Source organism: Rhizobium sp. T1470 (assembly GCF_042140505.1).
GTDB lineage: Bacteria > Pseudomonadota > Alphaproteobacteria > Rhizobiales > Rhizobiaceae > Rhizobium > Rhizobium favelukesii.
The window spans coordinates 1,065,678-1,092,232 of the sequence record NZ_CP148091.1 but is presented as its reverse complement, the minus strand read 5'-3'; the positions used below and the strand labels follow the sequence as shown (position 1 = coordinate 1,092,232).

The 26,555-nt window shown below is 61.0% G+C and carries 24 protein-coding genes and 1 pseudogene; 11 read left to right on the top strand and 14 right to left on the bottom strand.

Features of this window, described 5'->3' with window-relative positions:
• Position 1: 1 nt before the first annotated feature.
• Positions 2-1,537, bottom strand: coding sequence for a histidine--tRNA ligase (gene hisS / locus WGT02_RS05495; protein WP_024317792.1), 1,536 nt, complete (start codon positions 1,535-1,537; stop codon positions 2-4).
• A gap of 138 nt (positions 1,538-1,675) precedes the next feature.
• Between hisS and WGT02_RS05490 the strand changes: the two genes are divergently transcribed.
• Positions 1,676-2,434 (top strand): hypothetical protein, encoded by a 759-nt coding sequence (locus WGT02_RS05490; RefSeq protein WP_024317791.1) that lies wholly within the window; start codon positions 1,676-1,678, stop codon positions 2,432-2,434.
• Positions 2,435-2,665: 231 nt separating this feature from the next.
• Here the strand turns inward: WGT02_RS05490 and WGT02_RS05485 are convergent, their stop codons facing one another.
• The 3 genes from WGT02_RS05485 to WGT02_RS05475 are packed head-to-tail and all read right to left on the bottom strand — an operon-like array spanning position 2,666 to position 6,271.
• Positions 2,666-4,408 (bottom strand): TRAP transporter large permease subunit, encoded by a 1,743-nt coding sequence (locus WGT02_RS05485; RefSeq protein ID WP_208248738.1) that lies wholly within the window; start codon positions 4,406-4,408, stop codon positions 2,666-2,668.
• Positions 4,405-5,073, bottom strand: coding sequence for a TRAP transporter small permease subunit (locus WGT02_RS05480; RefSeq protein WP_024317789.1), 669 nt, complete (start codon positions 5,071-5,073; stop codon positions 4,405-4,407). Before WGT02_RS05480 ends, WGT02_RS05485 begins: the two co-directional genes overlap by 4 nt.
• 58 nt (positions 5,074-5,131) lie before the next feature.
• Positions 5,132-6,271, bottom strand: a complete 1,140-nt coding sequence (locus WGT02_RS05475; RefSeq protein ID WP_024317788.1) for a TRAP transporter substrate-binding protein — start codon at positions 6,269-6,271, stop codon at positions 5,132-5,134.
• An 843-nt stretch (positions 6,272-7,114) separates the two neighbouring features.
• Between WGT02_RS05475 and WGT02_RS05470 the strand changes: the two genes are divergently transcribed.
• The gene (locus WGT02_RS05470; RefSeq protein ID WP_024317786.1) at positions 7,115-7,474 is read left to right on the top strand and encodes a DUF305 domain-containing protein; all 360 of its coding nucleotides are present in this window, start codon (positions 7,115-7,117) and stop codon (positions 7,472-7,474) included.
• Positions 7,475-7,530: 56 nt separating this feature from the next.
• On the opposite strand, the gene WGT02_RS05465 is transcribed toward WGT02_RS05470, so the two are convergent.
• A complete protein-coding gene (locus WGT02_RS05465; RefSeq protein ID WP_024317785.1) occupies positions 7,531-8,580 on the bottom strand; it encodes an aldo/keto reductase in 1,050 nt (349 codons plus the stop codon).
• Positions 8,581-8,817: 237 nt separating this feature from the next.
• On the opposite strand from WGT02_RS05465, the gene WGT02_RS05460 reads away from it, so the two are divergent.
• Positions 8,818-9,522 (top strand): HAD family hydrolase, encoded by a 705-nt coding sequence (locus tag WGT02_RS05460; RefSeq protein ID WP_024317784.1) that lies wholly within the window; start codon positions 8,818-8,820, stop codon positions 9,520-9,522.
• A gap of 7 nt (positions 9,523-9,529) precedes the next feature.
• Here the strand turns inward: WGT02_RS05460 and WGT02_RS05455 are convergent, their stop codons facing one another.
• Positions 9,530-10,015 (bottom strand): hypothetical protein, encoded by a 486-nt coding sequence (locus tag WGT02_RS05455; RefSeq protein WP_024317783.1) that lies wholly within the window; start codon positions 10,013-10,015, stop codon positions 9,530-9,532.
• Positions 10,012-10,641 (bottom strand): DNA-3-methyladenine glycosylase I, encoded by a 630-nt coding sequence (locus WGT02_RS05450; protein WP_024317782.1) that lies wholly within the window; start codon positions 10,639-10,641, stop codon positions 10,012-10,014. Before WGT02_RS05450 ends, WGT02_RS05455 begins: the two co-directional genes overlap by 4 nt.
• A 210-nt stretch (positions 10,642-10,851) precedes the next feature.
• Between WGT02_RS05450 and WGT02_RS05445 the strand changes: the two genes are divergently transcribed.
• A complete protein-coding gene (locus tag WGT02_RS05445; protein ID WP_024317781.1) occupies positions 10,852-11,592 on the top strand; it encodes a L,D-transpeptidase in 741 nt (246 codons plus the stop codon).
• 135 nt (positions 11,593-11,727) lie between these two features.
• Positions 11,728-12,408, top strand: a complete 681-nt coding sequence (locus tag WGT02_RS05440) for a L,D-transpeptidase (RefSeq protein WP_037069091.1) — start codon at positions 11,728-11,730, stop codon at positions 12,406-12,408.
• 33 nt (positions 12,409-12,441) lie between these two features.
• On the opposite strand, the gene WGT02_RS05435 is transcribed toward WGT02_RS05440, so the two are convergent.
• From WGT02_RS05435 to WGT02_RS05420, 4 genes are read right to left on the bottom strand one after another with little or no spacing between them, the layout of a single operon-like run.
• Positions 12,442-12,882: a hypothetical protein gene (locus WGT02_RS05435; RefSeq protein WP_024317779.1), complete on the bottom strand. Its 441-nt coding sequence runs from the start codon at positions 12,880-12,882 to the stop codon at positions 12,442-12,444.
• 36 nt (positions 12,883-12,918) lie between these two features.
• Positions 12,919-14,232, bottom strand: coding sequence for a glycolate oxidase subunit GlcF (glcF, locus tag WGT02_RS05430; RefSeq protein ID WP_208248740.1), 1,314 nt, complete (start codon positions 14,230-14,232; stop codon positions 12,919-12,921).
• Between the two features lie 4 nt (positions 14,233-14,236).
• Entirely contained in the window at positions 14,237-15,442 is a 1,206-nt protein-coding gene (gene glcE / locus WGT02_RS05425; RefSeq protein ID WP_208248743.1) for a glycolate oxidase subunit GlcE, read from the bottom strand.
• Positions 15,439-16,878, bottom strand: a complete 1,440-nt coding sequence (locus WGT02_RS05420; protein ID WP_024317776.1) for an FAD-linked oxidase C-terminal domain-containing protein — start codon at positions 16,876-16,878, stop codon at positions 15,439-15,441. The genes glcE and WGT02_RS05420 overlap by 4 nt, the downstream gene beginning before the upstream one ends.
• Positions 16,879-17,010: 132 nt before the next feature.
• Here WGT02_RS05420 and WGT02_RS05415 point away from each other — a divergent pair, with 132 nt between their 5' ends.
• A complete protein-coding gene (locus tag WGT02_RS05415; protein WP_024317775.1) occupies positions 17,011-17,916 on the top strand; it encodes a LysR family transcriptional regulator in 906 nt (301 codons plus the stop codon).
• 155 nt (positions 17,917-18,071) lie between these two features.
• Here WGT02_RS05415 and WGT02_RS05410 read toward each other — a convergent pair whose 3' ends face one another.
• Positions 18,072-18,923 (bottom strand): LysR family transcriptional regulator, encoded by an 852-nt coding sequence (locus WGT02_RS05410; protein WP_208248745.1) that lies wholly within the window; start codon positions 18,921-18,923, stop codon positions 18,072-18,074.
• Positions 18,924-19,081: 158 nt separating this feature from the next.
• Between WGT02_RS05410 and WGT02_RS05405 the strand changes: the two are divergent.
• A pseudogene (locus WGT02_RS05405) lies at positions 19,082-19,756 on the top strand (zinc-binding dehydrogenase); the annotation flags it as partial.
• Positions 19,757-19,791: 35 nt separating this feature from the next.
• Here the strand turns inward: WGT02_RS05405 and WGT02_RS05400 are convergent.
• Positions 19,792-20,949: an adenosylhomocysteinase gene (locus tag WGT02_RS05400; protein ID WP_208248747.1), complete on the bottom strand. Its 1,158-nt coding sequence runs from the start codon at positions 20,947-20,949 to the stop codon at positions 19,792-19,794.
• A 92-nt stretch (positions 20,950-21,041) separates the two neighbouring features.
• Complete coding sequence (locus WGT02_RS05395; RefSeq protein WP_029710343.1) at positions 21,042-21,932, bottom strand: LysR substrate-binding domain-containing protein; 891 nt, start codon at positions 21,930-21,932, stop codon at positions 21,042-21,044.
• Between the two features lie 255 nt (positions 21,933-22,187).
• On the opposite strand from WGT02_RS05395, the gene WGT02_RS05390 reads away from it, so the two are divergent.
• The 4 genes from WGT02_RS05390 (at position 22,188) to WGT02_RS05375 (ending at position 26,535) form a co-directional block, all read left to right on the top strand.
• On the top strand, positions 22,188-22,700 hold the full coding sequence (locus tag WGT02_RS05390) for an NUDIX hydrolase (RefSeq protein ID WP_208250504.1): 513 nt from the start codon (positions 22,188-22,190) through the stop codon (positions 22,698-22,700).
• A gap of 61 nt (positions 22,701-22,761) precedes the next feature.
• Entirely contained in the window at positions 22,762-24,261 is a 1,500-nt protein-coding gene (locus WGT02_RS05385) for an inorganic phosphate transporter (RefSeq protein ID WP_024317770.1), read from the top strand.
• Between the two features lie 13 nt (positions 24,262-24,274).
• A complete protein-coding gene (locus WGT02_RS05380) occupies positions 24,275-25,012 on the top strand; it encodes a 16S rRNA (uracil(1498)-N(3))-methyltransferase (RefSeq protein WP_024317769.1) in 738 nt (245 codons plus the stop codon).
• A 149-nt stretch (positions 25,013-25,161) separates the two neighbouring features.
• Positions 25,162-26,535 (top strand): glutamate--cysteine ligase, encoded by a 1,374-nt coding sequence (locus tag WGT02_RS05375; RefSeq protein ID WP_208248750.1) that lies wholly within the window; start codon positions 25,162-25,164, stop codon positions 26,533-26,535.
• Positions 26,536-26,555: the final 20 nt, after the last annotated feature.

Here is a 26,555-nt window from a genome sequence, read left to right as displayed (position 1 = left end):
CTCAGCCCGCCCTCTTCCGGTCTTCGGCCTGCGCCGCCAGAATTTCCTTCACCTTCGCGACGAGGTCGCTTTCCGCAACGGTCTCCTGGGCGACGCGTGCCTCGCGCCAGCTGGCGTTGTCCTCGATCTCGCCCGACAGGCGCTTGCCCTCGATCAGGTCCTTGATCTGCACGACGCCCTCGGCGCGCTCGTCGCCGCCCTGGATGATGGCAACGGGGCAGCCGCGGCGATCGGCGTATTTCAGCTGATTGCCGAACTTCTTCCAGTTGCCCTGATACATTTCGGCCCGGATACCGGCCTTGCGTAGTTCCTGTGTCATGCGCTGGTAGCGGCCCATGGAAACGACGTCGCCATCCATGACCGTGACCAGAACAGGCTCGATGACATCGGCCTGGCCGAGCTTGCCAAGGTTTTTCAGCGCCGTCATCAGGCGCGAGACGCCGATCGAGAAGCCGGTGGCCGGAACCGGCTGGCCCATGAAGCGGGAGACGAGACCATCATAGCGCCCGCCGCCACCGACGGAGCCGAACACGACCTTTTCGCCCTTTTCATTGGTAACGTCGAACAGAAGTTCGGCTTCATAGACCGGGCCGGTGTAGTATTCGAGGCCGCGGACGACCGATGGGTCGATCTTGATGCGATCGGACTGATAGCCCGCCGCAGTAACGAGCCCATGAATCATATCGAGTTCCGAGAAGCCTTCCTTCGCGGAGAAGCTTCTTTCGGTAAGCTCATTCAATTTCGTAACTTGTTCTGCTGAACGATTGCCAACAGCCACGTATGGCTGCTTTTCAACAACCGACATGACAAACTCAATGTTTGTGGTGTCTAGTCCAACGCCCTTGGTGAAGTCGCCGCTATCATCTTTACGGCCAGGGCCCAGAAGCAAACGCACACCTTCCGGCCCGAACTTGTCGAGCTTGTCGATGGCGCGCAGCACGTTGAGACGCTGGCCTGCCTTGTCGTCGCCGCCGAGGCCGACCGCTTCCAGCACGCCGTCGAGAACCTTGCGGTTGTTGACGCGGATGACGTAGTCGCCGCGCTTGATGCCGAGGGCTTCCAGCGTATCGGCCATCATCATGCACATTTCCGCGTCGGCCTGAACGCCGGGCGCGCCGACGGTATCGGCGTCGAACTGCATGAACTGGCGGAAGCGGCCCGGGCCTGGCTTTTCGTTGCGGAAGACATAGCCAGCGCGATAGGTGCGGTATGGAAGCTGGATCTCGTTGAAGTTTTCGGCGACGTGACGGGCGAGCGGCGCCGTCAGGTCGTAACGCAATGACATCCACTGCTCATCGTCGTCCTGCAGCGAGAAAACGCCTTCGTTCGGCCGGTCGGCATCCGGCAGGAACTTGCCAAGTGCATCGGTGTATTCGAACAGGGGCGTTTCGACAGGATCGAAACCATAATGCTCATAAACTTCCCGGATCTTCGCGGTCATCTCGTTGACGGCGCGAATATCGTTTGCCGAACGATCGACGAAGCCGCGGGGAAGTCTGGCCTTGAGCTTTTGTGGTTTCTTCTGCTTGTCGTTCATTTCCAACGTCTTCCGCTCACTGTGACAGTGGCGGTTTCCTAGCGGATTGGGCCCGGTGCGGCAAGGGCGAAGGCCCTTGATCCGGAACACAGAATCGATTGAACGAGAGAGAATGGATCGAATGGCAGGAGCTCTATCATGATCGCCGAGGCGCTTCTCTATGCTGCGACCGTTCCGATGACATTGAAGGAGCATCGCCGGTTCATCCGATACTCCGTTAATCTATGGTCCCGCGCCGGCCGCTGCAGCCGGCAATGGGCGGAGCACGAGGAGCGGAGCCGAAACGCTGTAACGAGCGCCATGGCGGGCCTGCGGCAGAAAAGGACCGCGCTCGTCCTGGGGTCAGGCCTGCTACGCGACGTCCCGATCGAGGAACTGTGCGAGAACTTCGACACCGTTGTGCTCGTCGACCTCGTGCATCTTGCCTCGGTGCGCCTGTGGCTCCGGCTTAAAGGCTACAGCAATGTTCGGCTGATCGAGCGCGATCTCTCGGGCTATGACGAGCTCGCCGCGGGTAGGCAGCCGGAGCCGCTCGCCTTTCTCAGAACAATTCCGTATCTCGACTTCGTCGTCTCGGCCAACCTCCTCTCCCAGATCGGTCGCGGCGCAAAACGCCGCTACGAGGCGGAAGAGAAAGGCGCCATGCCCGCCGATACCGTCACGCAACTGATCGAGGCGCACCGGTCGGCGTTGAAGGCAGCGCCCTGCAGAACTTGCCTGATTACCGATATCTCCTATGCCGTCATCGACCGCAATGGGAAGGTTCATGAGGAGCCTGACTTGCTGCACGGCGTGTCGCTGTCATCGGTTCAAGCCAACTGGAAATGGCCCGTGGCGCCGCTCGGAGAAGAGAGCGCGGACTATCAGATCGTCCACGAGGTCGTTGCTGCTTATTGAGGTTGGTGTCCCCACCTCGGCGGCCACGAGGTTCCTCGCCAAATCTGCGGCCGAGTTGGCAAATGCAACCACTCTCCGCCAAAAGTCGCAGACGGTCGGAACGCGCCAAAAGCGGCTACGCCCGGATAGCCATCCGACAGCTGGGCACGGTCGGTGAAGTCCGAGCAACCTCAGAGCACAGGGCATTGTCGTGAAGGTTGCGGCACGGGCCGCCGTGAACGGCAATGTCTCTTAGCCGTAAAGATATTCCGGAAGCCAGAGTGTCATGCCCGGCCACACATACATGATAATCATGCAGAGGATGACGATCAGCATGTAGGGCATCATGCCGGCGAAGATCTGGTTGAGGGTGACGTGCGGTGGTGAGACCCCCTTGAGATAATAGGCCGACATTGCCACCGGCGGCGACAGGAACGCCGCCTGCAGATTGACGAAGACGAGCACGCCCCAGAGGATCGGATCTATATCGAAGTGCCTCAGCATCGGAAGGAAGATCGGCACGAAGATGACGATGATCTCGGTCCATTCGAGCGGCCAGCCGAGAATGAAGATGATCGCCTGCGACAGGATCATGAATTGCACAGGCGTGAGATCGAGCGCCAGCACCCACTCTTCAACCAGCGCCTGGCCGCCGAGGATGGCGAAGACAGCGGAGAAGAGCGCCGAACCGACGAAGAGCCAGCAAACCATGGCCGTGGTCTTCGCTGTCAGGAAGACCGCCTCCTTCGTGCGTTTCCAGTCGAGCGTCCGGGCCTGGAACGCCAGCAGAAAGGCTCCGGCGGCACCGACCGCGGCGGACTCGGTCGCCGTCGTGATGCCGAACAGAATGACGGCGAGCACGACGACGGTCAGGATCCCGAGCGGCATGACCGAGGAAACCAGCAGTTTCACAACCTGCAGCCGCTCCGCACTCATATTCCTGTAGTAGCGCACGAGCACCGCCGCTGCGATTACGGCGATGATCCCGAAGGCCACGTAGAAAGTGGTAGCTGGCCCGTTCACCGCCACCGGTGCGGCGTCGGATGCGGGTGCGCCGAGTTGTTCCAGCCCTTCCGGTGCTTCCGCCTCCGCCGATGCCTGAGGATAGATGACGACATACCACCAAACGAGCGCCAGGGTGAATGCCGTCAGCAAGAAGGGCACGAGCGCGGCGCAAGCATTCTTGACCAGCTCCCAGTAGCTGAGTCGCCCCTCGCCAGTCTCGAGCGCCATCGCCTTTGATGGCGAGAGCAATGCGCGGAGAAGCCCGACCAGCATGTTGTGGGAATAGAGCGCCTGAAAGCTCTTCATCCAGGTGGGCACGGGGACTCTCGTCTGTTGCTCGGGCAATGCGGGCGCGATCTTCGGACTGATCGTCGCCCAACCGAGGATGTAGGCAAGGTAGAGAAGCGCGAGGAAGAAGCCGGGAAACATCGCGGCGGCGTAGAGTTTGACGACCGATTGTCCAGCAACCGCCGCATAGACGATGATCATCACGGATGGCGGGATCAGAATGCCCAGCGTGCCGCCGGCGGTAATCACCCCGGAGGCAAGCCTGACGTCATAGCCGGCGCGCAGCATCGGGTTCATTGCAATGACACCCATCAGCACCACCACGGCGCCGACAAGGCCGCTGGCAATGCCCCAGAAGGTGCAGACGATGAGTGTTGCAACGGCAAGCGAGGCGGGGACCCGCCGGAAGGAAAGCTGGATGCTGTAGAACATCTTGTCCACCAGCGCACCGCGCTCCATGACGTAGCCCATCAGCACGAACAGCGGGATGGAGATCAGGACATCGTTGGTCATCGCCCCATAGGTGCGCTGAACCATCAGGTCGAAGACGCGGTTGTCGATCCAGTGCTCGGCCGGATTGTAGAATGCATAGAACCCGAACAGCATGCCGAGCCCCATCAGCGTGAAAGCTGTCGGGAATCCCATGACGATGACGACCACGATGAGAATTAGCATCGTCAGTCCGAGGAACGGATCGCTCACGTCTCGATGTCTCCCCCCCGGCCCCGTTGCCGCGCCGCCCTATCGATATCCTGGGCGCGCTCGATCGCGTCCTCGCGCGTCTGCGCGTCTATGTGCTCGCTATGCGCAAGCTGTTCGGCGACAACGTCGATTTCCTCCACATCCTTGAGCCGGCGCGGCCATTCTCCGGTCTTCAGGCAGATGATGCAGCGCGCTATCTCGGCAAGCCCCTGAAGCATGACGAGCACGCCCGCTGCCGGAATGACGGTCTTGAAGTAGTAGATCGGCGGGCCTTCCGCCGTGACAGTCGAATGCTCGCCGATCCGCCAGGATAGCGCCGCATAGTGGTAACCGGCATAGATGAGCGCGGCGACGCCCGGCAGGAAGAATAGGACATAAAGGAGGAGATCGAGCGTCGCCTGTATGCGAGGCCGCAGCGAGCTGTAGAGAAAGTCGCCGCGTACATGGGCATTCTGCGCCAGAGCATAGGCTCCGGCGAGCATGAACAGGGTGCCATAGAACATGTTGCTGACATCGAAGATCCACGCCGTCGGCATGTTCATGATGTAGCGCTTGAAGACTTCGATGCAGACGAGTGTCATCAGGCCGATGATCAGCCACGCCGCAGCCTTGCCGACCCACACGCTGATCGCATCGATCCTGATGAGAAACTGCTGAACGTCCACGGGTGCCCCCCGAGATAGCCCATACCTTCGTCAGAAGCATCGTTGTCCGGTGATGACGTTATAGTTCCTTCGCAACCCCGTTCGGGCCGAAGTAGTGATCGAAGGCCAGTCGGCGGTTGACGACGGTATCCTGTTCCCACCGCGTTGCCCGCGCCGCAAAAGCTATTTGCGACTGGATGACCTCCTTGAACAGCGGGTTTTCCGCCGCCTTCTTCTTCACGACCTCGTCGTAGACTTCCAGTTGCCTTTTGAGGATCGCTTCCGGCGTTTTGTAGAACTTGACCTTTTCGGTGGTCTGCATCTCGGCGTAGTCAGTCGAATAGCGGTCGATCGCCTTCCAGGCCATGTCCTGGGAGGCCGCCTCCGCGGCGTTGGAGATGATCGCCTTCATCTGGTCAGGCAATGCATCATATTTCGCCTTGTTGAACAGCACCTCGAACTGCTCGGCATTCTGGTGATAGCTTTGCAGCATGCAGATCTTGGAGACGTCCGGGAAACCGAGAGCCCGGTCGGACGACGCGTTGTTGAACTCGGCCGCGTCAAGCAGGCCGCGGTCCAATGCCGCCACGATCTCGCCACCCGGCAGCGCATTGACCGCGGCACCGAGGCCGGTGAACACATCAATGGAAATGCCGACGGTGCGGAATTTAAGTCCCTGAATATCCTCGACCTTGGCGACCGGCTTCTTGAACCAGCCGAGCGGCTGTGTCGGCATCGGCCCATAGAGGAACGAAACCACATTGGCCCCGATCGATTCATAGAGCTTTACGAGGAGCTCCCTGCCGCCGCCGTATTTGTGCCAGGCGAGCAACATGTTGGCATCCATGGCAAATCCCGGCCCCGAGCCCCACAATGCCAGCGCCGCTTGTTTGCCGTAGTGATATGCGACGACGCCGTGCCCTCCGTCGAGCGTCCCCTGGGAGACCGCGTCGAGCAGACCGAATGCGGGCACCACGGCACCCGCCGGCAGCACTTCAATTTTGAGATCGCCGCCAGTCATGTCGGTGACCTTTTTTGCGAAATCAAGCGCGAATTCGTGAAAGATGTCCTTGGACGGCCATGTGCTCTGCCAACGCATGTTGACCGGTCCCTGCGCCTTGACGACGCTTGGTGCCGCGATCATCGCCGCACCGGCCATGGCTGTCCCCATTAGAAATTTGCGGCGCGACGGTCTCCCTCTGGTCTCCGTATGTTTCATCTTTTCCTCCCGAAGCATGGGCTTCCTCGCGCTTATGGCGAGATGCGGAAAAGGGTTCTGCAGCTCTCCGCTCGCATCCCGCTCACGAGCTTCTATTTTAGCTTTGAATAATACTCCCCAATGAGCTCCAACTACAACACCGTGCGTCCGTACCTTTCCCTGAACCACGTGCTTTCGAAGCTGCTATCTGGCTGGCCCCGTTAGAACCGCCCGACGTCAACCCCGGCACCTCAGAGGCCGTTCCACGGCTGTCTTGCCGACAACTCTTGATATTTTTTATCATCCTCTGCCCATCGCCCAATGGGATGGCCGCTTGGGGGCCGAATGCCGCCGCCGCACTGGGAGCGTCTGCCAAATCCGCAAAAAGCACCTTGGCATCCTCGCGTCGTGTTCCTATCTTGACCGAATGCGCTTTCTTGCAATCATAGCGATGGTATTCGCCTGGCTCGCTTACGGCACCATGTCAGCCTGGGCTGGCTGTCCGACATGCCTATCCATGCAGACGGTCGCTTCGAATGTCAGCGGTGAGCATCAGCACATGACCGGGATGGATGTGGACGAGAAAGCCAAATCGCCGCCCCCACAACAGGATCCCTGCTCAGCCAGTGGCATGGTGCACATGCCCTTCTGTTCGGCCTGTCTTGTCATTCCGCCGTCGAGCGTTGTCGCCGCGGCCGGCAAGCAAGTGTTTTCCTATCCTGCTCCCGGACCGGCTCATGCCATGCGGGATGCGCGCCCTGCGCCGCTGGCGCCGCCTCCCCGGCTTGTCTGACGGTTTTCATGAACAGCTGCGGTCCAAGGCCGCGCATTGAATTCCAATATCAGACAGAGGAAGGAAATCCCATGTCTCTGAAAGTTCTCGCCATTGCTGCAACTCTTGCACTCTCCACCGCGTCTGCCTTCGCGGAAGATATGCAGATGGACATGAGCAAGCCGACGGGCGACCACAGCGCAGCAAGCCACGCCTTTGCGGAGGCGAACGCAAAGATGCACAAGGACATGACGCTGGAGTATACCGGCGACACCGACGTCGACTTCGTCCGCGGCATGATCCCGCACCATCAGGGCGCAATCGACATGGCGAAGATCGAGCTGCAATACGGCAAGGATCCTGAAATTCGCAAGCTAGCAGAAGCCGTGATCAAGGCCCAGGAGGCGGAGATCACCGACATGCTGGCCTGGCTGAAGGCACACGGCAAGTAGCATGCGAAGGACGCCGGAGCAGCAAGCCCCGGCGTCCGCATCCACAAGACGGCAGATCAGGCCTTCGGCTGGAATGGCTCTGGCCGGCGGCCGGCTTCCTGCCGCGCAAGCATCCAGCCCGGATATTCAGGCGCCAGCGCGCTGACCTCGTCCAGCTTCGTCAGGTCGGCGGTATCGAGTTTCAGATTGACAGCCGCCAGGTTCTGGTCGAGCTGCTCGACGCGCTTGGCACCGATGATGACCGTCGTCACGAAAGGCTTGGCCAGAATATACGCAAGCGCCACGGTCGCGACGCTCGTGCCGTGCTTCTCGGCAATCTCGCGCATGACGGCAACGCAGGCCCAAGCGCGATCCTTGTCGACCGGCGGAAAATCGAACGAGGCACGGCGACCTTCCCCGTTGCCGGGTGCTCCCGGCCCGTATTTGCCGGAAAGGAGGCCGCCAGCCAGCGGCGACCAGACCATCAGACCAAGTTTTTCTTCCTGCATCATCGGCACGATGTCGCGCTCGAGGTCGCGGCCGGCAATCGAATAGTAGGCCTGCACGGCCTCGAACCGCGCGAAGCCGCGGCGCTCCGAAATACCGAGCGCCTTGGCGATGCGCCATGCCTGCCAGTTCGAGACGCCGACATAGCGCACAAGACCACGGGACACGAGATCGTCGAGCGCGCGCAACGTCTCGTCGATCGGCGTAACCGTATCGGTGGCGTGGATCTGATAGAGATCGACATGATCGGTCTGCAAGCGCTCCAGGCTTGCCTCGACCGAATCCATGATGTGGCCACGCGAGGCGCCGCGATCGTTCGGCTTGTCGCCCATGAGGCCGTAGACCTTCGTGGCAACGACGACGTCCTTGCGAGGAACACCCAGGTTCGTCAGGGCTTGGCCGAGCAGCTTTTCGGATTCCCCGAAGGAATAAACGTCAGCCGTGTCGATGAAATTCACGCCGGCGGCAAGCGATCTTTCGACGATCCGGTCGGCTACCTTCTGATCGACGTCGGCAATCGCGCCCCAGATATTGCCTTCGCCTGCGGCACCGAACGTCATCGTGCCAAGGCAGATTTCGGAGACGAATAGGCCCGTATTTCCAAGTTGGTTGTAACGCATGATCGAACATTTCCTTGTGACGGCCGCGGGCTTGTCCACGGACAGATGAATTCATTTTTTGGTTATTGGCCTGCCCATGACAGGAACAGCCGGAATGCGGCTGCGCGGGAGGCACTATCGATGTAAGGCGAGACAGCGGCATTTCAACACACCGTGTACACGCCTCACGGCTTTGCGATCCCCTTGTTTCGCAGCCATCTTTCAATAGATTCCAATCAGATCACTCGGAGGTGGGCGATGACGACCCGTACGCTGACGACCATCGGCTTCGATGCCGACGACACGCTCTGGCAGAATGAGCAATACTACCGGCTTACCGAGGCGCATTTCACCGAATTGCTCGCCGATTTTGCAGACGGCCCTAGGATCTCGGAGCGCTTGCTGGAGGCAGAGAAGCGCAATCTCCGCCACTACGGCTTCGGCATCAAGGGATTTACCCTGTCGATGATCGAGACAGCGATCGAGATCACCGAGGGCAAGGTTCCTGCCAGCGTCATTGCCGGTATTCTCGACACCGGCCGCGACCTGCTTTCCCACCCGGTCGAGACCCTACCGCACGTACAGGAGACCCTGGCGGCGCTCTCGGAAAGCTACCTGCTGGTGATGATCACCAAGGGTGACCTGTTCGATCAGGAGCGCAAGCTTGCGCAATCCGGGCTCGGCGACTTCTTTCACGCCGTCGAGATTGTCTCCGACAAGACCGCGGTAACGTACCGCCGGATCTTCTCCAAAGTCGGCGGCGGTCCGGAACGGGCTATGATGGTCGGCAACTCGCTGAAATCAGACATTGTCCCCGCAATCGCCGCCGGCAGCTACGGGGTCTTCGTGCCGCATGAACTCACCTGGGTCGTCGAGCATGTCGAGGAACCGAAGGACGCACCGCGCTTTCGCAAGATCGAACATCTCGGAGAGCTGCGCGGCCTGATCGAGGGGATAGACTAACCCGTTGTCACTGCCTTGAGGGAAAGAGCGGCGACGGCGATTGCTTTTCGGTCGGAGCGGTGGGTTGCGGCGGCGTTGCCTGCGGCTCGACGAGAATGCTGTAGGGTGCGCCGAGGCCGCGGCGCGGCGATACCTTGGAATAGTAAGGCCGCAGCAGCCAGGTTGTGCTGTCCTTGACAGTGATAGTGTAGCTGCTGCCATCCTCGTCGGTACCGAAGATTGCCTCCTCATCAGGCATCGCGAGATCGAATATCGAGAGAAAGGCAAACTTGCTCTTTGTCGCGAAGCTGACCTTCACATGCTGGCCCGCCTTGACGGGCAGCGTGTAGACGCGGCCGTTGCCGAACTTTGTCCATCCCTTGAGTTCCATGGTCGCGGCCGGGAATTGCAGCTTCTCCAGTCGCTCTCCTGGCTGCAGCTCTGGTTGTTGTTGAGCAAATGACACAGACGCCATAAGGGCGCAGAAGGCAACGGTGACCGCGAGCCGCTTCATGGGCGCACCAACGCGTCGCGCATCGCCTCAACCTCGGCGCGGCAGAAGCAACCTTCGATGTGATCGTTGACAAGTCCCATTGCTTGCATGAAGGCATAAACTGTGGTCGGCCCGACAAACGTCCAGCCGCGTTTCTTCAAATTCTTGGAAATGACGACCGATGTCGGTGTCGTCGGGTTCGCCATGACAGCGGCACGATCGACCACCTTCGGCCGTTCGTTGTGACCGGGTTCGAAGCTCCAGAAATAATGCGCCAGCGACCCGAATTCCGCGCGGAGTTCGATCGCACGCCGGGCGTTGTTGATCGTCGAGACGATCTTGCCGCGATGCCGGACGATGCCGGGATCGGCAAGGCAACGGTCGATATCTTTGTCTTCGAAGAGCGCAACCTTCTCGAAATCGAAGCCGGCAAAGGCAGCGCGAAAATTGTCGCGCTTGCGCAAGATGGTGAGCCAGGACAAGCCGGACTGGAACCCTTCCAGGCAGATCTTTTCGAACAGGCGGAGATCATCCGTTACCGGCCGTCCCCATTCCTCGTCATGATATCTGAGATAATCCGGGAGGTTGGCGTGCCAGTGACAGCGGCCCTTGCCGTCTTCGCCGATGATGATGCCCGTATCGCTCATGATCCCGCTTCGCTTTCTTGCTCCGAATCCGGCTTTACCATTTGCAAACTCTGTTTCCAAACCGAACGATAACCCTGACGAAAAGTTTATCTCTCGCTTCTGACTTGAATGAATTCAAATTTACCATTCGCTGGCGGGAACGATGGCAGCTTGAAGGCAGGCGGCCGCCGCCGTCCGCACATGTTCGGCCATTTGTAGAGAGTCCGTCCGATGATCAAATCCCTTCTGCTCGCCGCAGCGATGCTCGGCGTCTTTTCCACGGCCGCGCTTGGCGACGACCGTTACGCAACGCGCCCGCCGGTCGTCTTGAGCCCAGACCTTGCAGCTCCCTGGATCATGCAGCTCGGCGGCAAGGTTCGCCCCGTCGTCTACCAGCGGCCGGTCGTCGCGCAGCGCGGGCTGTTCACGTCCGGCGCCTTCCGCCGCGCTCCCGCCGCCACGGCGCAGCCGGTATCCGCCATCAACCCTGGCGTTCCCGTCATCCGTCGCCAGCTTGAGCCGCAATACCTGCCGCAGATCGTCACCTACGACACCAAGGAGCGGCCTGGCACGATCGTCATCGATACCAACAACCGCTTCCTCTATCTGGTGATGGACGGCGGCAAAGCGCGGCGTTACGGCGTCGGCGTCGGCAAGCCAGGCTTCGAGTGGGCCGGCGTGCACAAGATCACCCGCAAGTCCGAATGGCCGGACTGGACGCCGCCGTCGGAAATGATCGGCCGCGAAGCCGCCAAGGGCCATTATCTCCCGGCGCGCATGGACGGTGGTCCTGGGAACCCGCTTGGCGCGCGCGCCATGTATCTCGGTTCGACGCTCTATCGCATTCATGGAACCAATGCGCCGTGGACGATCGGCAACGCCGTTTCCTCCGGCTGCATCCGGCTGCGCAATGAAGACGTCGTTGACCTTTACGAACGCGTAAACGTCGGAACCCGCGTCATCGTCATGTAAAGGCTCATCAATACAGGCGCGTCGTCAAGAACAGTTGCAATTAAACATCTCCACTGCTTCATTCGACGTCTAATATCTTGAATCGGATCGAAGTTCGGGTAGCTTCGGTCCGGTTTTGCTTTGAGGGAATCAACCATGCTGAAATTCGCGACGGCTCTTACAGCCGCCGGCCTTCTGGTCTCTTCCATGTCCGCATCGGCTTTTGCGCAGCCGATCACGCCTGCTCACGATGGCGCCCCTGTCGTGCGGGTCGCCTCGCCGCCGAAGTCGGTCAAGCCGCAGTTCAAGCGCCAGCGCGTGCACCTCGTCACGAATGAAGCGCCCGGAACGATCATCATCGATACCAACAACAAGTTCCTATACCTGGTCGAAAGCAAGAACCGCGCGACGCGCTACGGCATCGGCGTCGGCCGTGAAGGCTTCGGCTGGTCCGGTGTGGTCAAGATTGGCCGCAAGGCAGAGTGGCCGACCTGGACGCCGCCGGCTGAGATGCGCGTTCGCGAGGCGGCGAAGGGTCATATCATCCCGGCCTTCCAAGAAGGCGGCGAGGACAATCCGCTCGGCGCGCGCGCCATGTACCTCTACCAGGGCGGCCGCGATACGATCTTTCGCATTCACGGAACGACCCAACCCTGGACGATCGGCCTCAACATGTCGTCCGGCTGCATCCGCATGATGAACAAGGATGTCATCGATCTCTACGACCGTGCCCCTGTCGGCACGAAGGTCATCGTCATCGGCCCCGGCAACAAGCAGGGCGAGGTCAGCTTCGAGGATCGCGGCATCGACGTGCTACGGACGCTGTTCGGCGGCTGAGGCAAGCGACAAGGCGGCCGGGCAACCGGTCGCCTATTTCGATCCGCAGCTAACCTTGCCGCTGGCCGCAAGCGGCTTCGCACCGCCCTCGACAGCCAGTTCATAGGTCCCTGAGAACGCGGTCATGGATTTGCCGCGCTGGCCGGCCGTTACGATCAGGCTGAGACCTTGGCCTTTCGCATCGTCGCCGCCGTCATAGAACACCTCCAGCCGCAGTTCGCCATCATGTGACCAATGGTGCGTCAGGTTTTCCGAATTGACGGCAATCTTCTTGAGCGCTTGCGGGATATCGCCGCTCTTCATCACCAGGGCGCCGCGAAAATGATTGAGCTTGTGGCCGCCACCAGCCTCGAAGCCGCTTTCCACCGTGAAGCGCACATCCTTGTCATCCGCCGAGCAGAAAAAGCGAGTGTCTGCGTGGGCGGCTCCAGCCGCGCTGCAGAAAGCCGTAAGCGCGAGGATTGTGCGATGCATATCGGGCTCCCGAGATCGCCGGACGATCCGGCGCCGCTAAGCTAGGGGCAAACCCTTTAATTTTTCCGATACATCGCCGCCATAAGCCCAATCCAGCAGTTGGACTGTGTGAACGATCGGAACGGCCGTCCCCGTCGCGATCTGCATCATGCAGCCGATATTGCCGCTTGCGATCACATGCGGCTTCGTCGCTTCGAGGTTCTTCACCTTGCGGGCCCTGAGCGCATCGGAAATATCCGATTGCAGGATGTTGTAGGTGCCGGCGGAGCCACAACAGAGGTGACCTTCGGAAGGGTCACGGACATTGAAGCCCGCAGCCTTCAACAGCTGCTTCGGCGCCATTGTGATCTTCTGGCCGTGCTGCATCGAGCAAGCCGAATGATAGGCCACGGTGATGCCCTTCGGCATCTGCACGGGCAGCTCGAGCGATACGAGATATTCGGTGATGTCCTTCGCCAGGGACGAGACGCGCGCCGCTTTTTCGGCATAGGCCGCATCCAGCCGCAGCATATGGCCGTAGTCCTTGATGGTCGTGCCGCAGCCGGAGGCGGTGATGATGATCGCGTCGAGGCCGCCCCTCTCGATTTCCCGCGTCCACACGTCAACGTTGGCACGGGCGCTCGCCAATGCCTGCTCCTCGCGTCCCATGTGATGGACGAGCGAGCCGCAGCAAACCTCTCCGTCGGGAACGACGACTTCGACTCCGAACCGCGTGAGCAGGCTGATCGTCGCTTCGTTGATGCCGGGATCCAGCACCGGTTGCGCGCAACCGGTCAGGATCGCCACGCGGCCACGCTTCTCACCGACCGCCGGGTGGCTCGCCGGCACGGCATAGACGGAAGCCGGAGGAATGCGACGCGGCGCGAGCGCCAACATCGCGGCAAATGGTTTCAATGCGGGCGTGCGCCGCAGAAGGCCTGCGAACGGACGGCCCGCCGACGACAGCTTGAGCGCCAGGCGAAATCGATCGGGATAAGGCAGAACAGCAGCGAGGATGGCGCGCACGAGCCTGTTCATGAAAGGACGCTTGTAGGTTTTCTCGATATGCGCCCGCGCATGGTCGACGAGGTGCGTGTAGTCGACGCCGGAGGGACAGGTCGTTACGCAGGCCAGACATGAGAGGCAGCGGTCGATATGCGTGACGACTTCAGTGTCTGCCGGGCGCCCATTTTCCAGCATATCCTTGATCAGGTAGATGCGCCCGCGCGGGCTGTCGAGCTCATTGCCGAGCGTCACATAGGTCGGACAAGTCGCGGTGCAGAAGCCGCAATGCACACATTTGCGCAGGATCTTTTCAGATTCGGCGACGTGCGGATCGGTAAGCTGGGCCGGCGTGAAATTGGTCTGCATTGCCTCAGGCTCCTGCCATCTTCCCAGGATTGAAGATGCCGGCTGGATCGAATTTCAGTTTCAGCCGCTGCGACAGCAAGGCCACCGCCTCCTGCTGTGGCTGAAAGGCGGCGGTCATTGCCCGCATCTGTTCAGATGCGCGGATGAGCGTCGCGTGGCCGCCGCCCACCGCCTTGATGAAACGGCGCAGGAGGTCAGCATCCGCGTCGGCCTCCATCCGCATCCAGATCAGGCCGCCCTGCCAGTCGTAGAATGCATCGACTCCGGCTTCGAGGCGAAGCGCGGCGACCAGCTGATGGCCGGTGCCTGGGGCGACGGAGACGCGCCAGACCGGTCGCGGCGTACGGTCGGCATAAGGAGCGACATCCCGGATATCTCTCCAGAGACGGACACTCTCTTCTTGCTCGAGGCGCGTGACGGATCCGAACGCCCCCATGGCGGCAGCGAGTTTGGTTGCCCTGGCATCGACGGAGCCGGGTAGGCCTTCGATCCGCAGACAGGTCCCCTCGCCTTCGGAGAGCGTGCTGTCGAGAAATTTCCAGGCGACGGTCATCGGCAAATGCGCGGCACCGGAGACTTCAGCGGGCAGTGCCATCGCCGCCGCCATGGCGTTCGCAGCCTCGGCGTCGTTCAGGCCGGAGATGACGATCGTTGCTTCGGTTCTCGGGCGCGGCGGCACGCGAAAGGTCACTTCGGTGAGGAAGCCCAGCGTGCCGTGCGAGCCGGCCATCAGCTTGACGAGGTCCAGCCCGGTGACGTTCTTCATGACGCGGCCGCCGGCCTTGATCACCTCGCCCTTGCCATTGATGAAGCTCACGCCAAGCAAGCTATCGCGCGCGGCTCCGGCCACGAAACGGCGCGGGCCGGAGACATTGGCGGCAAAGACACCGCCGATCGTCGGCTCACCTGATGTGCCCATGATCGGACGATGGTCCATGGGCTCGAAGGCCATCATCTGACCATTCTCTGCCAGGGCAGCCTCGATTTCGGCGAGCGGCGTTCCGGAACGGGCGGTCAAAACCATCTCTCCGGGATTGTAGGCAGTGATGCCGCTGAGATTGGACGAACGCAGGCGGTTTTCCGCGGCGACGGCATTTCCGAAACCGGAGCGGGTGTTGCCGCCGCAGACCGCAAGCGGCTTGCCTTCCCGCGCATGACTGCGGACGATTGCCGCAGCCTCTTCGTCCGTCATAGGCGATAGATCGATCATGCGGCCGGACGTCCCTCGAGCGGGAAGACCTTGGACGGATTAAGGAGCCAGGCCGGATCGAATGCAGCGCGTGCTGCCATCTGCTGTGCGAGATCCGCCTCGGAATACTGGTGGCGCATCAGATCGCGCTTTTCGATGCCGACGCCATGTTCGCCTGTCAGACAACCGCCAGCATCGACACAGAGCTTCAGGATTTCCATCCCCGCAGCTTCTGCGCGGGCGGCATCTTCAGGATCGTTGGCATTGAAGAGGATGAGCGGATGCATGTTGCCATCGCCGGCATGGAAAACATTCGCGACCCGAAGCCCATAGCGATCGACGATCTCGGACGTCTTCCTCAGTACATACGAAAGCTGGCTGAGCGGCACGGTTCCATCCATGCAGATATAGTCGGCAATGCGGCCGGTTGCACCGAAGGCAGACTTCCGGCCCTTCCAGATCAACGCCGCCTCGGTTGCCGACTGGCACTCACGGACAGTTTTCACGCCATGCCTGCGCGAGATTTCGACGATGCTCTTCAGCATGTCGTCCATTTCTGCTTCCGATCCTTCGACCTCCACGATCAGCAGCGCGCCGACATCAAGGGGATAGCCGGCCTTGGCAAAGGCTTCGCAGATTTCGATCGCCGGCTTGTCCATGAATTCGATGGCGACGGGGATGATGCCTGATGCAATGATATCGGCGACACAGGATCCCGCCTCTTCCGAGGTATCGAAGCCGAAAAGGACCGGTCGCGCGCCCTCCGGCTTGGCGATCAGCCGGACCGTCGCCTCCGTGACGATCCCGAGCTGGCCTTCGTGCCCGCACACGAGGCCAAGCAAGTCGTAGCCTGCGGCATCCAGTGCCTTGCCTCCGAGATCGATGACGGTGCCGTCGATGAGGACCATCTTTACGCCGAGCAGATTGTTGGTTGTCACCCCATATTTCAGGCAATGCGCGCCGCCCGAATTCATGCCGACATTGCCGCCGATCGTACAAGCCAGCTGCGAGCTCGGGTCAGGAGCATAGAAAAAACCGTCCGCCGAGACGGATTCGGAAATATTCAGATTGGTGACGCCGGCTTCGACGACCGCCGCACGGTTGGGGAGATCGATTTCGAGAATGCGGTTCATCTTGGAGACGCAAACCACGACTGCATCTTCCTGCGGGATCGCTCCGCCCGAGAGCGAGGTCCCCGCGCCGCGCGGGACAACGGGAACCCCATAGCGATGACAGTACTTCATGACTGCGGCCACCTCGGCGGTCGTCCGCGGCAAGGCAACCGCCAGCGGCATCCGGCGATAGGAAACGAAGGCATCCGTCTCGAACGGCATCAGTTCGCGAGCCTCGTGCACAAGGCATTCCGGCGGTAATAGGTCGATGAGATCAGCAACGATCTGCCGGCGGCGGGCAAGCACATCGGCACGCGGGGCGAGAAACGAAATGGTGTTGGACATGGCTCTCTCCCTTCGCTCGCGACAGCGAAACCGGACGCATCCTCCACGCTTCCGGCTCAATCGGGCTTAGCACTTTCCCGATTGTGGCGCAAATGCTAAGCACTTATTCCAAAAGGATAAACAATCAGGCGCATGACCAATCTCGGTGACCTCGAAATTTTCGCAAAAGTCGTTTCGACGGGAAGCATGTCGCTCGCCGGCCGGGCCCTCGGCTTTTCGCCGGCAGTTGTCTCGAAGCGGATCAAAAGGCTTGAGGATCGGCTGGGCACGCGGCTCCTGCAGCGCACGACCCGGCAGATTTCGCTGACCGAGGCGGGCCAGGGCTTCTACGACCGCGTGCTCGGCATTCTCGCCGGCATCGAGGAGGCAGAATACTACATTTCCGGACGCTCAGCGCAAATGCACGGAACCCTGAAGGTGACGGCACCGACCTCGTTCGGACGCACGCATGTCGCCCCGCACCTGAAGTCCTTCATGGATATGCATCCTGGGCTTGCGATTCATCTCGTACTCAGTGACGAATTCACCGACATCGTGGGCGAAGGCTTCGACCTTGCGATCCGCATCGCGGAACTGACGGACTCGAGCCTGGTCGCGCGGCGACTTGCGCCTGTGCGCCGCCTGCTTTGCGCTTCGCCAGACTATCTCGCAACCAACGGTACACCGCAGACGATCGAAGACCTGAAGCAACATCGTTGCCTGCCCGCGCACAACAACGACGCCTGGCGGCTGGAAGGGCCCGAAGGCCCGCTTTCCCTGCGGCCGGAAGGGATGCTTGTCACGAATTCAAGCGAGGTCGTCCGGGAGGCTGTCATATCAGGGCTTGGCATCGCGCTGCGCTCCACCTGGGACATCAGCCGGGAACTGAAGGATGGCCGGCTCGTACACATCCTTACGGCCTACGAAGGATCGCGCAACGTGACGCTTTCCGCGGTTTACCCGAGCCGCCAGTTCCTGCCGGCAAAGGTGCGGCTGTTCATCGATTATCTCGCCGAGGTTTACGGACCGGTTCCCTATTGGGAACGCTCAATGGTGTAACGGACGCAGCCCAGCCAGCTAGATTCGAATGGCTGGTGGTCGTCCCTCACAATGATGGTGTCGCGGAAGCGGCGACTGCGGACACAGAAGCAAGCACTCGGCGAGGGATTAAGCTCACAAGGGATTGACTCGGGAGAACCCGTTACAGAAGACGCTCAATTCGCCAGCCTCCCGATTGCGAGATCGAGAAGTGCCCGCAAGCGCGCCTGCCGCTTCATGTCCCGGTGATAACCGACCCAGGTGTCGCGCCCGGGCGGAGCCTCGCCGAGGTCGACCGGCTCGATGTCAGCGATTGAATCGCCAAGAGGGCGCGGCAAAACGGCCAGGCCGGCGCCATTCCTGCAAAGCGTCGCCTGCACATCGCGATTGTTGCTACGCATGGCAATCTCGGCCTTTGGCAGCAGGCGCGTCAGCCATGCGACATCCGGCATGCCGCCAAAGGCCTCGTCCATCGTTACCAGACGCGCGCCTGTGCCATCGCCTGCTTTGGGATGCTCCTCGCCACGGCTAGTGTAGAGCCGATAGTCGATGTGGAACAGCTTGCGCGATATCACCTCCGGCTCGGTGAAGGGCGCGATCCGAAAAACGATATCCGCCTCTCGGCGCGAAAGGCTCAGCAGGCGGCTATCGGTGAGCAATTCGACGACGATCTTCGGATAGCTCAGCGAGAATTCCGCAAGCACCGGCGCAAGCACATGCGCACCAAACCAATCCGAAGAGGACAAGCGCAGAAAGCCGCTCAACTGCCGGTTCTGCCCGGCGAGTTCCCGCTCAAGGCCGAGTGCTTCTTCTTCCATGCGCTGGGCGTGCGCAAAGACGGCTGCGCCCTCATCCGTCAGCACGAAGCCGTCCGCCGTCCGCTGAAACAGGGTCTGGCCCAGCGAGACTTCCAAAGCACGCAGACGGCGGCCCATCGTCGGCTGCGTCAGGCCAAGGCTGCGAGCGGCCGCACCCAGAGTGCCCTGGCGCGCAATCGCCAGGAACAGCTTGAGATCGCTCCATTCCATGACCCATCTCCCAAACACAAGCGCATGGACTTCATGCAATCTCTTTCATTCCCATTCGAATTTCAACGGTGCATTCTCCTTCCCACACGGACGAAAGGAGAGTTGCATGTCTGCGACGACTACGGTGAAGGCGCTGCTGATTGACGCGCCGAAAGCCGGCCGTCGACGCTCGACTGATCGCGCCGAAGCCCCACAACCTCTCGATGCGTGAGGCAGCGGCCCTGCCGCTGATCGCAATTACAGCTTGGGAAGGGCTGGTCGATCGCGCCAATGTCCGGACTGGCTGGCAGGTTCTTGTCCTCGGCGCTGGCGGCGGTGTGGGGCACATTGCCGTGCAGATCGCAAAAGCCGCAGGCGCCGATGTCTTTGCTGTCGACAGCGCTTCCAAGGCTGACTACCTCGCACGCCTTGGAGCAACGCCGATCGACTACAAGGCAGCGACCGTCGAGGACTATGTCCGCAATCATGCGGGCGTCAAAGGCTTCGATGTCGTCTACGACACCGTCGGCGGCACCGGCCTCGATACAGCCTTCCAGGCTGTCGGTCGGTTCGGTCACGTCGTCAGCGCGCTCGGATGGGGGACCCATGCCCTCGCCCCTCTGTCGTTCAAGGCGGCGACCTATTCGGGCGTGTTCACGCTGCTGCCGCTTCTGACCGGCGAAGGGCGCAGCCATCACGGCGAAATCCTGCGGGAGGTGAGCAAGCTCGTCGAGGCCGGAAAGGTGATGCCGAGGCTGGACGCGCACCGCTTCGGACTTTCCGATGTGGCCGAGGCACATGCGCTGATCGAAACCCGCAAGGCAAACGGCAAGCTGGTGGTTGAGATCGCTTGAGTACACAAAGTGCGGCCTAAGTTTGCCGCACTTTCCTACCGCGCCAGATCGAGATAGGCGCTTGCCACCATGGCATCGATATCCTTCGGCACCGGAACAATGCAGCTCTCGGCGCCGACTTCGCGCCTGGCGACACGCTCGAGGCAGCGCGCCTGCAGCGTGAAGCCGAGGTCCATCGACTCCACGGAATTGCCAAGCGGGCGCGGACCAGCAAGGTTCGCCATATGCCCACCACCGAGAATATGGAAGCAGCGACCATCCTTCAGGTGCAAGCTCTCGATACGATCAGCCTCGTAGCGATCGATCCGCACCACATCGGGGTGCTGCCGGAACGCGGCAACGTCGATTTCATGCGGGAAATGCCCGCCGTTCATCAGGATGGCACCATCCTTGATCAAAGGAAGGTCGGCTGCAGTGACGATGCCGGCGACGCCCGTAACCGTGACGAGCACGTCGGCGGAGGAGATCGCCGCACCGCGCAGCGGCGTGGAGAAGCCGTCGAGATTTGCTTCCAGCGCTGTCACGGGGTCGATATCGACGACGCTGACGCTTGAAAACGCGTTGCGGAAGCAGGCTGCGGTCCCCTTCCCACAGGCGCCGTAGCCGAAGACGGTCACGCGTTTGCCGTTGGTGGAGCGGTTGGTGAAGCGCATGTAGCTTTCGAAAAGGCTCTGCCCCACCGCATGCCTGTTTTCAGCGAACTGCTTGATAGGGCTATCATTGATGATCAAGATCGGCATGCCGAGCTTCTCGCGCAGCGGCAACAGGCGCGTGCGGCCTGATGTCGTCTCCTCGGTGCCACCGAGAAGGCCGGCGTAAGGAGACTCGGCCGCGATGGTAAAGAGGTCGCCGCCATTGTCGAGCAGCAGATCCGGCCTTTCGGCAACAACCGCCTCCAGGCACTTGTGATGGGCGACCGGGTCCGTCGTCTGGGTTGCAAACACGGTGATCCGCTGCGAACGGAGGAACGCGACGGTCGAGGGCTGCGTGCTGTTCAGATTGCCGGTGCAGACGAGCCGTGCACCGCCGGCCCTCAGCGTCATCAGAAGCGCCACGGTCTTCGGCTCCAGATGGATACCCGTACCGATGGTCAAGCCGCCGAACGGCTGGGTTTTCGCGAACTCTGCCGCCGTTGCCTTCAGCAAACGGCAGCTGTTGCCGATCCATTCGATGCGGGTTGCGTCTCTGTGCATATCCGTGTCCTTCTGCTCTCAACGCAGTGTTAGACCCGGCAGCGACTTTCGGCCATGGAGATAATTCTTCGCAATAGGGCAGAAAATCTGCCCTATTGCGTCGACACGCCGGAACGGAGCAGCCAGTCGCGAAGAGCGGTGAACGCGGGCATCTTGGCGTCGGCGTTGCGACAAGTCAGGCTATAGCCCGCCGGACGGCGAACGAAGCCATAGGGCGCCGCAAGCAGATTGCGCTGCAAATCATCCTCAATGGCGGCGCGGGGCGCGAGCACGACACCCACACCCGATCGCGCCGCCCCGAGTGCGAGCGGCAAATCCTCGAACTCCTGCTTGCGCCGGAACGTCACGGCCTGAGTGCCGCTTTCTGCAAACCATTGCTGCCAGAGACTTAGCGCGCTACGGCTGACGACAGCGGTGATCTCCGCCATGTGCGCGGGATCGTCGGCGATTCCGTCGGCAAGATCCGGCGTGGCAACGGGTCCGAATTCATCCTCCATGAATTTGACCGCCGTCACGCCCGCCGCCGGTCGGTATTCACCGCCCATGATGACCGCATCAAGCTCCGGATGCAGCGACAACGGCTCGACGATCGACATCGGCACGATATCGACATCGACGCTGCCGAGTGCAGCCTGCATATTTGCAAGTCGCGGCACAAGCCACCATATAGCAAAGGCCGAGGGCACGCCGAGGCGGATGCGGCGATGCTCACCGCCCGCAAATTCGGCCGCGGCGCGCTCGAGCGCAACCAAGGCCGCGTTGGCTGCCTCCGCGAACCGTGCCGCTTTCGCCGTAGCAGTCAATTTCCGTCCATCGCGCTCGAACAGTTTCTCGCAGAAATAGCTCTCCAGGATGGCAAGCTGCTGGCGCACGGCGCCGCGCACGACACCAAGTTCTGCGGCAGCGCCGAGAATGCTGCCGTGGCGGCAGACGGCTTCGAAGGCCCGGACCGCTTTTAAGGGAGGAAGACGCATGGGTACCATAGTATTGACATAACAGTGCACGACATGACGCCGTCATTGATTGAAATGCAAGACAGGCCCATATTGAACGCCTGTGCAATGGCGGAATCAGGATGGTATTTGGCGGGTTTTCCGAACCGTGGCGAAACGGAAGCCGCCTATTGATAAGTATCAAATCCCACTGGAAAACTTGAAACACGTATGGATTGCGCAAGCTTTCGAGTGGATACTAATATAGCCGCTTCAAGGAGCCGACCTAAAAAGGTGACCCGACCGTTGACTCTTCTTGCCCGCCTCGCTTCAGACGTACAGCTGATGTTTCGACGCCCACCGCGTCAACAATATGCTGCGCTTTGCTATCGAGTGAAGAAGAAGACAAGCGAGCTTGAGGTGCTTTTGCTGACGAGCCGCGATACCGGCCGGTGGGTCATTCCCAAGGGCTGGCCGATGGATGGGCGTACAGCCTACGAGGTTGCCGCCCGCGAAGCCTTTGAGGAGGCGGGCGTGCGCGGGACGGTCGAGAACGAAATCCTTGGCACTTACTCGTATCCGAAGGCTTTGAAGAATGGGCTCAGCGTAACCTGCAAGGTTCAGGTCTATGCACTTGAGGTCGTCAACATCGCCAAGAATTTCAAGGAGAAAGGCGAGCGCAAGACCGAGTGGGTTTCCTGTGCCGAAGCCGCGAAGCGGGTTTACGAGCCCGAGCTGCGGGAGATCTTATTGCTCTTCAAGCGCCGTATGGCGGAGCAGCTTTCGGCAAGGATGCCGAAGCAAATTCCCGCGGAATGATGCTGCCATCTTGCGCTGCTAACCTTGGCGACGTTAAAGGGATTGAACGCCAAGGAATAGCATGCCCGACCGACCAGCCGTCCTCACGAAACGAACTCTCGACAAGGATCTCGACAAGCTTACGCATGTTGAGGACGCGACGAAGTTTGTGTCGCGCAAACTGGTGGCCCCGGGCCTCGGGCTGATCTTCCTCGGACTGGCCATGCTTTTTGCGGGCGTGTACGTCTTCGACCGGCCAAGCGCCGTCCTCGTGATCGCCGCAGCAGCACTTGCCGCCTACATGGCCATGAACATCGGCGCAAATGACGTCACCAACAACGTGGGCGCCGCGGTCGGTGCGCGCGCGATGACCATGGGCCAAGCGCTTGTCATCGCCGCAATCTTCGAAATTCTCGGTGCGGCGGTTGCCGGCGGCGAGGTCGTCAAGACGATTTCGTCAAGCATCGTCGATACGGTGCAGGTTCCGCCGGGGACGCTCAGCTGGATCATGATGGCGGCGCTGATGGCCGCCGCCTTGTGGATCAACCTCGCCACCTGGCTGAATGCGCCGGTCTCGACCACGCATGCGATCGTCGGAGCGGTGATAGGAGCGGGTGTCGGCGCGGTCGGCCCCGACCCGGTGAACTGGCGCGTCATGATCGAGATCACGTCGGCCTGGGTGACATCGCCCCTGCTTGGCGGCGTGATCGCGGCTGGTCTGCTTTTCATAGTCAAGACCTTCATCATCTACCGTGATGACAAGATCGCTGCGGCGCGGCGTTGGGTGCCCGTGCTGATCGCTATGATGATCGGCGGCTTCGCGTCGTACATGGTCCTGCAGATCGAAGCGACCAACGAGTTTTCGCCGTTTACAATCATTCTCTTCGGCATCGCGGTCGGCTGCCTCGGATGGCTTGCCGCACGATCGTTCGTCCGCAGGCAGGCTGTGCGACTGGAAAACCGCAACAGCTCGCTGCGCGTTCTCTTTCAAATCCCCTTGATCGGTTCGGCAGCACTGCTTTCCTTTGCGCACGGCGCGAACGACGTATCCAATGCCGTCGGCCCGCTCTCGGCAATCGTGCGTGCGGTCGGCGCGTCCGCCGGAGATGCGCACGGCAATCCCCCTGTCTGGGTGCTCTTGATCGGTGCCTTCGGTATCTCCGTCGGCCTTCTGCTTTTCGGGCCGCGCCTGATCCGGCTTGTCGGTGAGCAGATTACCAAGCTCAACCCCATGCGCGCCTATTGCGTGGCGCTGTCAACGGCCTTCACCGTTATCGTCGCCTCATGGCTTGGCATGCCGGTCAGCACAACGCATATCGCTGTAGGTTCCGTGTTTGGTGTCGGCTTCTTCCGCGAGTGGTACACGCGGCATTCAAAGCGTCGTATCGAATACATGCACCGCAGGGCCGAGAGCTGGGCGCTCGACGAACCGGAAGATCCGAACACGCACGAAGTTCGCCGGCGCTATCTCGTCCGCCGGTCGCATTTCATGACGATCATCGCCGCCTGGATCATCACTGTGCCGGCCTCGGCAGCGCTTGCAGCCGTCATCTATTGGGCTATGTTCGCGCTCTTTGTTTGAGCAGGACTTCTCAATGCGCGCCAATTTTCGGATGCAACGGCTGTTCGTGGAGGCTCCCCTCGGTGCCGGGGCGACGGTCGAGACGACGGCAGATCACTTCAACTATCTCGCCAACGTGCTGCGTATGGCCGAGGGCGCCGAGCTGCTTGTCTTCAACGGCCGCGATGGCGAGTGGAAGGCGCGTCTCTCCTTTCCGACGCGAAAGCGCATTGTGCTGATTGCCGAGGAGCAGACGCGGCCGCAACCCGCGCCGTCCGATCTGCACTATCTCTTTGCCCCCCTGAAGGTCGGGCGCCTCGACTACCTTGTGCAGAAGGCGGTGGAGATGGGAGCAGGCATTCTGCGCCCAGTGATGACCCAGCATGTGCAGGGCAAGATCACCAATCGCGACAAGCTGAAGGCAAATGTCATCGAGGCGGCGGAGCAATGCGGCATACTTGACATCCCTGATGTTGCCGAGCCTGTGAAGCTGTTCGACCTCCTGGATACCTGGCCGGGCGACCGCCGCATCATCTATTGCGACGAGGGCGACGCAGGGCAGAACCCGCTGCCTTTGCTGTCCGGAATCAGCGAACGCAAGCTGGCGCTGCTCGTCGGCCCCGAGGGCGGTTTTTCCGAGGAGGAACGCGGGCGGCTGCGCAGCCTCGATTTCATCACCGCAATCCCGCTTGGGCCGCGGATCCTGCGGGCGGATACAGCTGCGGTTGCTGCCATGGCAGTCATTCAGGCGTCGATCGGCGACTGGAATTAACCTTAGGATCGCTTGCGGCCGAAATATGCTGCTATTTTTTTGATGGGCCGTTGAAACAATTTCACTTGCAACATACGTGGGAGCGGTCCTAATCACCCTTCCAATTGCCCGGGTTTTCCCAGGCGCTCTCCCATTGCAGGTAGACTTGAATGGCTCGCGATACCACCGACCAGACCCCGCTCTCTTCGGTTCAGGAGCTGACCGATTATCTCGCCGCGGGAAACAAGCCGAGGGAAAAATTCCGCATCGGCACCGAGCATGAGAAGTTTGCCTTCTTCCGGGCCGACAACAGCCCCGTGCCGTACTTCGGCGAGGCCAGCATTTCGGCGCTGCTGCAAGGCCTTCAGAAGAAATCCGGCTGGGACCCGATCACGGACGGCGACAACATCATCGGCCTTGGCGAGCCGAAGGGAATGGGCGCGATATCGATCGAGCCCGGCGGCCAGTTCGAACTGTCCGGCGCACCGCTGGAAACGATCCACGAGACCTGTAAGGAATCGAACACGCACCTGGCGACGCTGCGCGAAATCGCCGAGCCCATGGGCATCCGCTTCCTCGGCATCGGCGGCAGCCCCAAATGGACGCTGGCCGAAACGCCCGCGATGCCGAAATCACGCTACGAGATCATGACCCGCTACATGCCGAAGGTCGGAGCCAAGGGTCTCGACATGATGTACCGCACCTGCACGATCCAGGTGAACCTCGACTTCTCCTCGGAAGCCGACATGCGCAAGAAGATGCGCGTCTCGATGAAGCTTCAATCTCTGGCAACCGCCCTCTTTGCCTCCTCGCCCTTTACCGAAGGCAAGCTCAACGGCCTGCTTTCATGGCGCGGCGATATCTGGCGCGATACCGACAACAATCGCTCCGGTCTGCTGGACTTCACCTTCCGCGACGACTTCGGTTTTCACGACTATGCCGAATGGGCCCTCGACGTGCCGATGTATTTCGTGGTGCGCGACGGGCATTATCACGACTGTACCCATGTTACCTTCCGGCAGTTCATGAACGGCGCACTGAAGGGCGAAATCGCCGCCTGGGAGCCGACGATGGGAGACTGGACGAACCATCTCTCGACGCTCTTCCCGGATGTGCGGCTGAAGCGCTTCCTCGAGATGCGTGGCGCGGATGGCGGCCCCTGGCGGCGCATCTGCGGGTTGCCGGCCTTCTGGGTCGGGCTTCTCTATGACGACGCAGCGCTCGAAGATGCGGATATGCTGACCAAGGACTGGACGTTCGAGGAGGTCAACGCCTTGCGCGATGCCGTGCCGGCGCAGGGTTTGAGGGCAAAGTTCCGCGGGCATGAACTCTATGAGACCGCGCGTGAGGTCATCGCCGTTTCGAAGGCGGGTCTCAGGACGCGCAACAAGCTCAACAGGGAAGGCCAGGACGAAACCATCTTCCTTGCGCCGCTCGACGAAGTCATGGCCAAGAAGGCGACTTTGGCCGAGGATCTGCTGGCGCTTTACCACGGCCGCTGGAACGGTTCCGTGGAGCCGGTCTTCGAAGAATATCAATACTAAGCGCTTCTGCAAAAAGCGGT

Bases quoted from the DNA above. Each gene is read 5' to 3' on its own strand.
- hisS (WP_024317792.1), bottom strand. From the start codon at position 1,537: ATGAACGACAAGCAGAAGAAACCACAAAAGCTCAAGGCCAGACTTCCC.
- WGT02_RS05490 (WP_024317791.1), top strand. From the start codon at position 1,676: ATGATCGCCGAGGCGCTTCTCTATGCTGCGACCGTTCCGATGACATTG.
- WGT02_RS05475 (WP_024317788.1), bottom strand. From the start codon at position 6,271: ATGAAACATACGGAGACCAGAGGGAGACCGTCGCGCCGCAAATTTCTA.
- WGT02_RS05470 (WP_024317786.1), top strand. From the start codon at position 7,115: ATGTCTCTGAAAGTTCTCGCCATTGCTGCAACTCTTGCACTCTCCACC.
- WGT02_RS05465 (WP_024317785.1), bottom strand. From the start codon at position 8,580: ATGCGTTACAACCAACTTGGAAATACGGGCCTATTCGTCTCCGAAATC.
- WGT02_RS05460 (WP_024317784.1), top strand. From the start codon at position 8,818: ATGACGACCCGTACGCTGACGACCATCGGCTTCGATGCCGACGACACG.
- WGT02_RS05455 (WP_024317783.1), bottom strand. From the start codon at position 10,015: ATGAAGCGGCTCGCGGTCACCGTTGCCTTCTGCGCCCTTATGGCGTCT.
- WGT02_RS05450 (WP_024317782.1), bottom strand. From the start codon at position 10,641: ATGAGCGATACGGGCATCATCATCGGCGAAGACGGCAAGGGCCGCTGT.
- WGT02_RS05445 (WP_024317781.1), top strand. From the start codon at position 10,852: ATGATCAAATCCCTTCTGCTCGCCGCAGCGATGCTCGGCGTCTTTTCC.
- WGT02_RS05440 (WP_037069091.1), top strand. From the start codon at position 11,728: ATGCTGAAATTCGCGACGGCTCTTACAGCCGCCGGCCTTCTGGTCTCT.
- WGT02_RS05435 (WP_024317779.1), bottom strand. From the start codon at position 12,882: ATGCATCGCACAATCCTCGCGCTTACGGCTTTCTGCAGCGCGGCTGGA.
- glcF (WP_208248740.1), bottom strand. From the start codon at position 14,232: ATGCAGACCAATTTCACGCCGGCCCAGCTTACCGATCCGCACGTCGCC.
- glcE (WP_208248743.1), bottom strand. From the start codon at position 15,442: ATGATCGATCTATCGCCTATGACGGACGAAGAGGCTGCGGCAATCGTC.
- WGT02_RS05420 (WP_024317776.1), bottom strand. From the start codon at position 16,878: ATGTCCAACACCATTTCGTTTCTCGCCCCGCGTGCCGATGTGCTTGCC.
- WGT02_RS05415 (WP_024317775.1), top strand. From the start codon at position 17,011: ATGACCAATCTCGGTGACCTCGAAATTTTCGCAAAAGTCGTTTCGACG.
- WGT02_RS05410 (WP_208248745.1), bottom strand. From the start codon at position 18,923: ATGGAATGGAGCGATCTCAAGCTGTTCCTGGCGATTGCGCGCCAGGGC.
- WGT02_RS05400 (WP_208248747.1), bottom strand. From the start codon at position 20,949: ATGCACAGAGACGCAACCCGCATCGAATGGATCGGCAACAGCTGCCGT.
- WGT02_RS05395 (WP_029710343.1), bottom strand. From the start codon at position 21,932: ATGGTACCCATGCGTCTTCCTCCCTTAAAAGCGGTCCGGGCCTTCGAA.
- WGT02_RS05385 (WP_024317770.1), top strand. From the start codon at position 22,762: ATGCCCGACCGACCAGCCGTCCTCACGAAACGAACTCTCGACAAGGAT.
- WGT02_RS05380 (WP_024317769.1), top strand. From the start codon at position 24,275: ATGCGCGCCAATTTTCGGATGCAACGGCTGTTCGTGGAGGCTCCCCTC.
- WGT02_RS05375 (WP_208248750.1), top strand. From the start codon at position 25,162: ATGGCTCGCGATACCACCGACCAGACCCCGCTCTCTTCGGTTCAGGAG.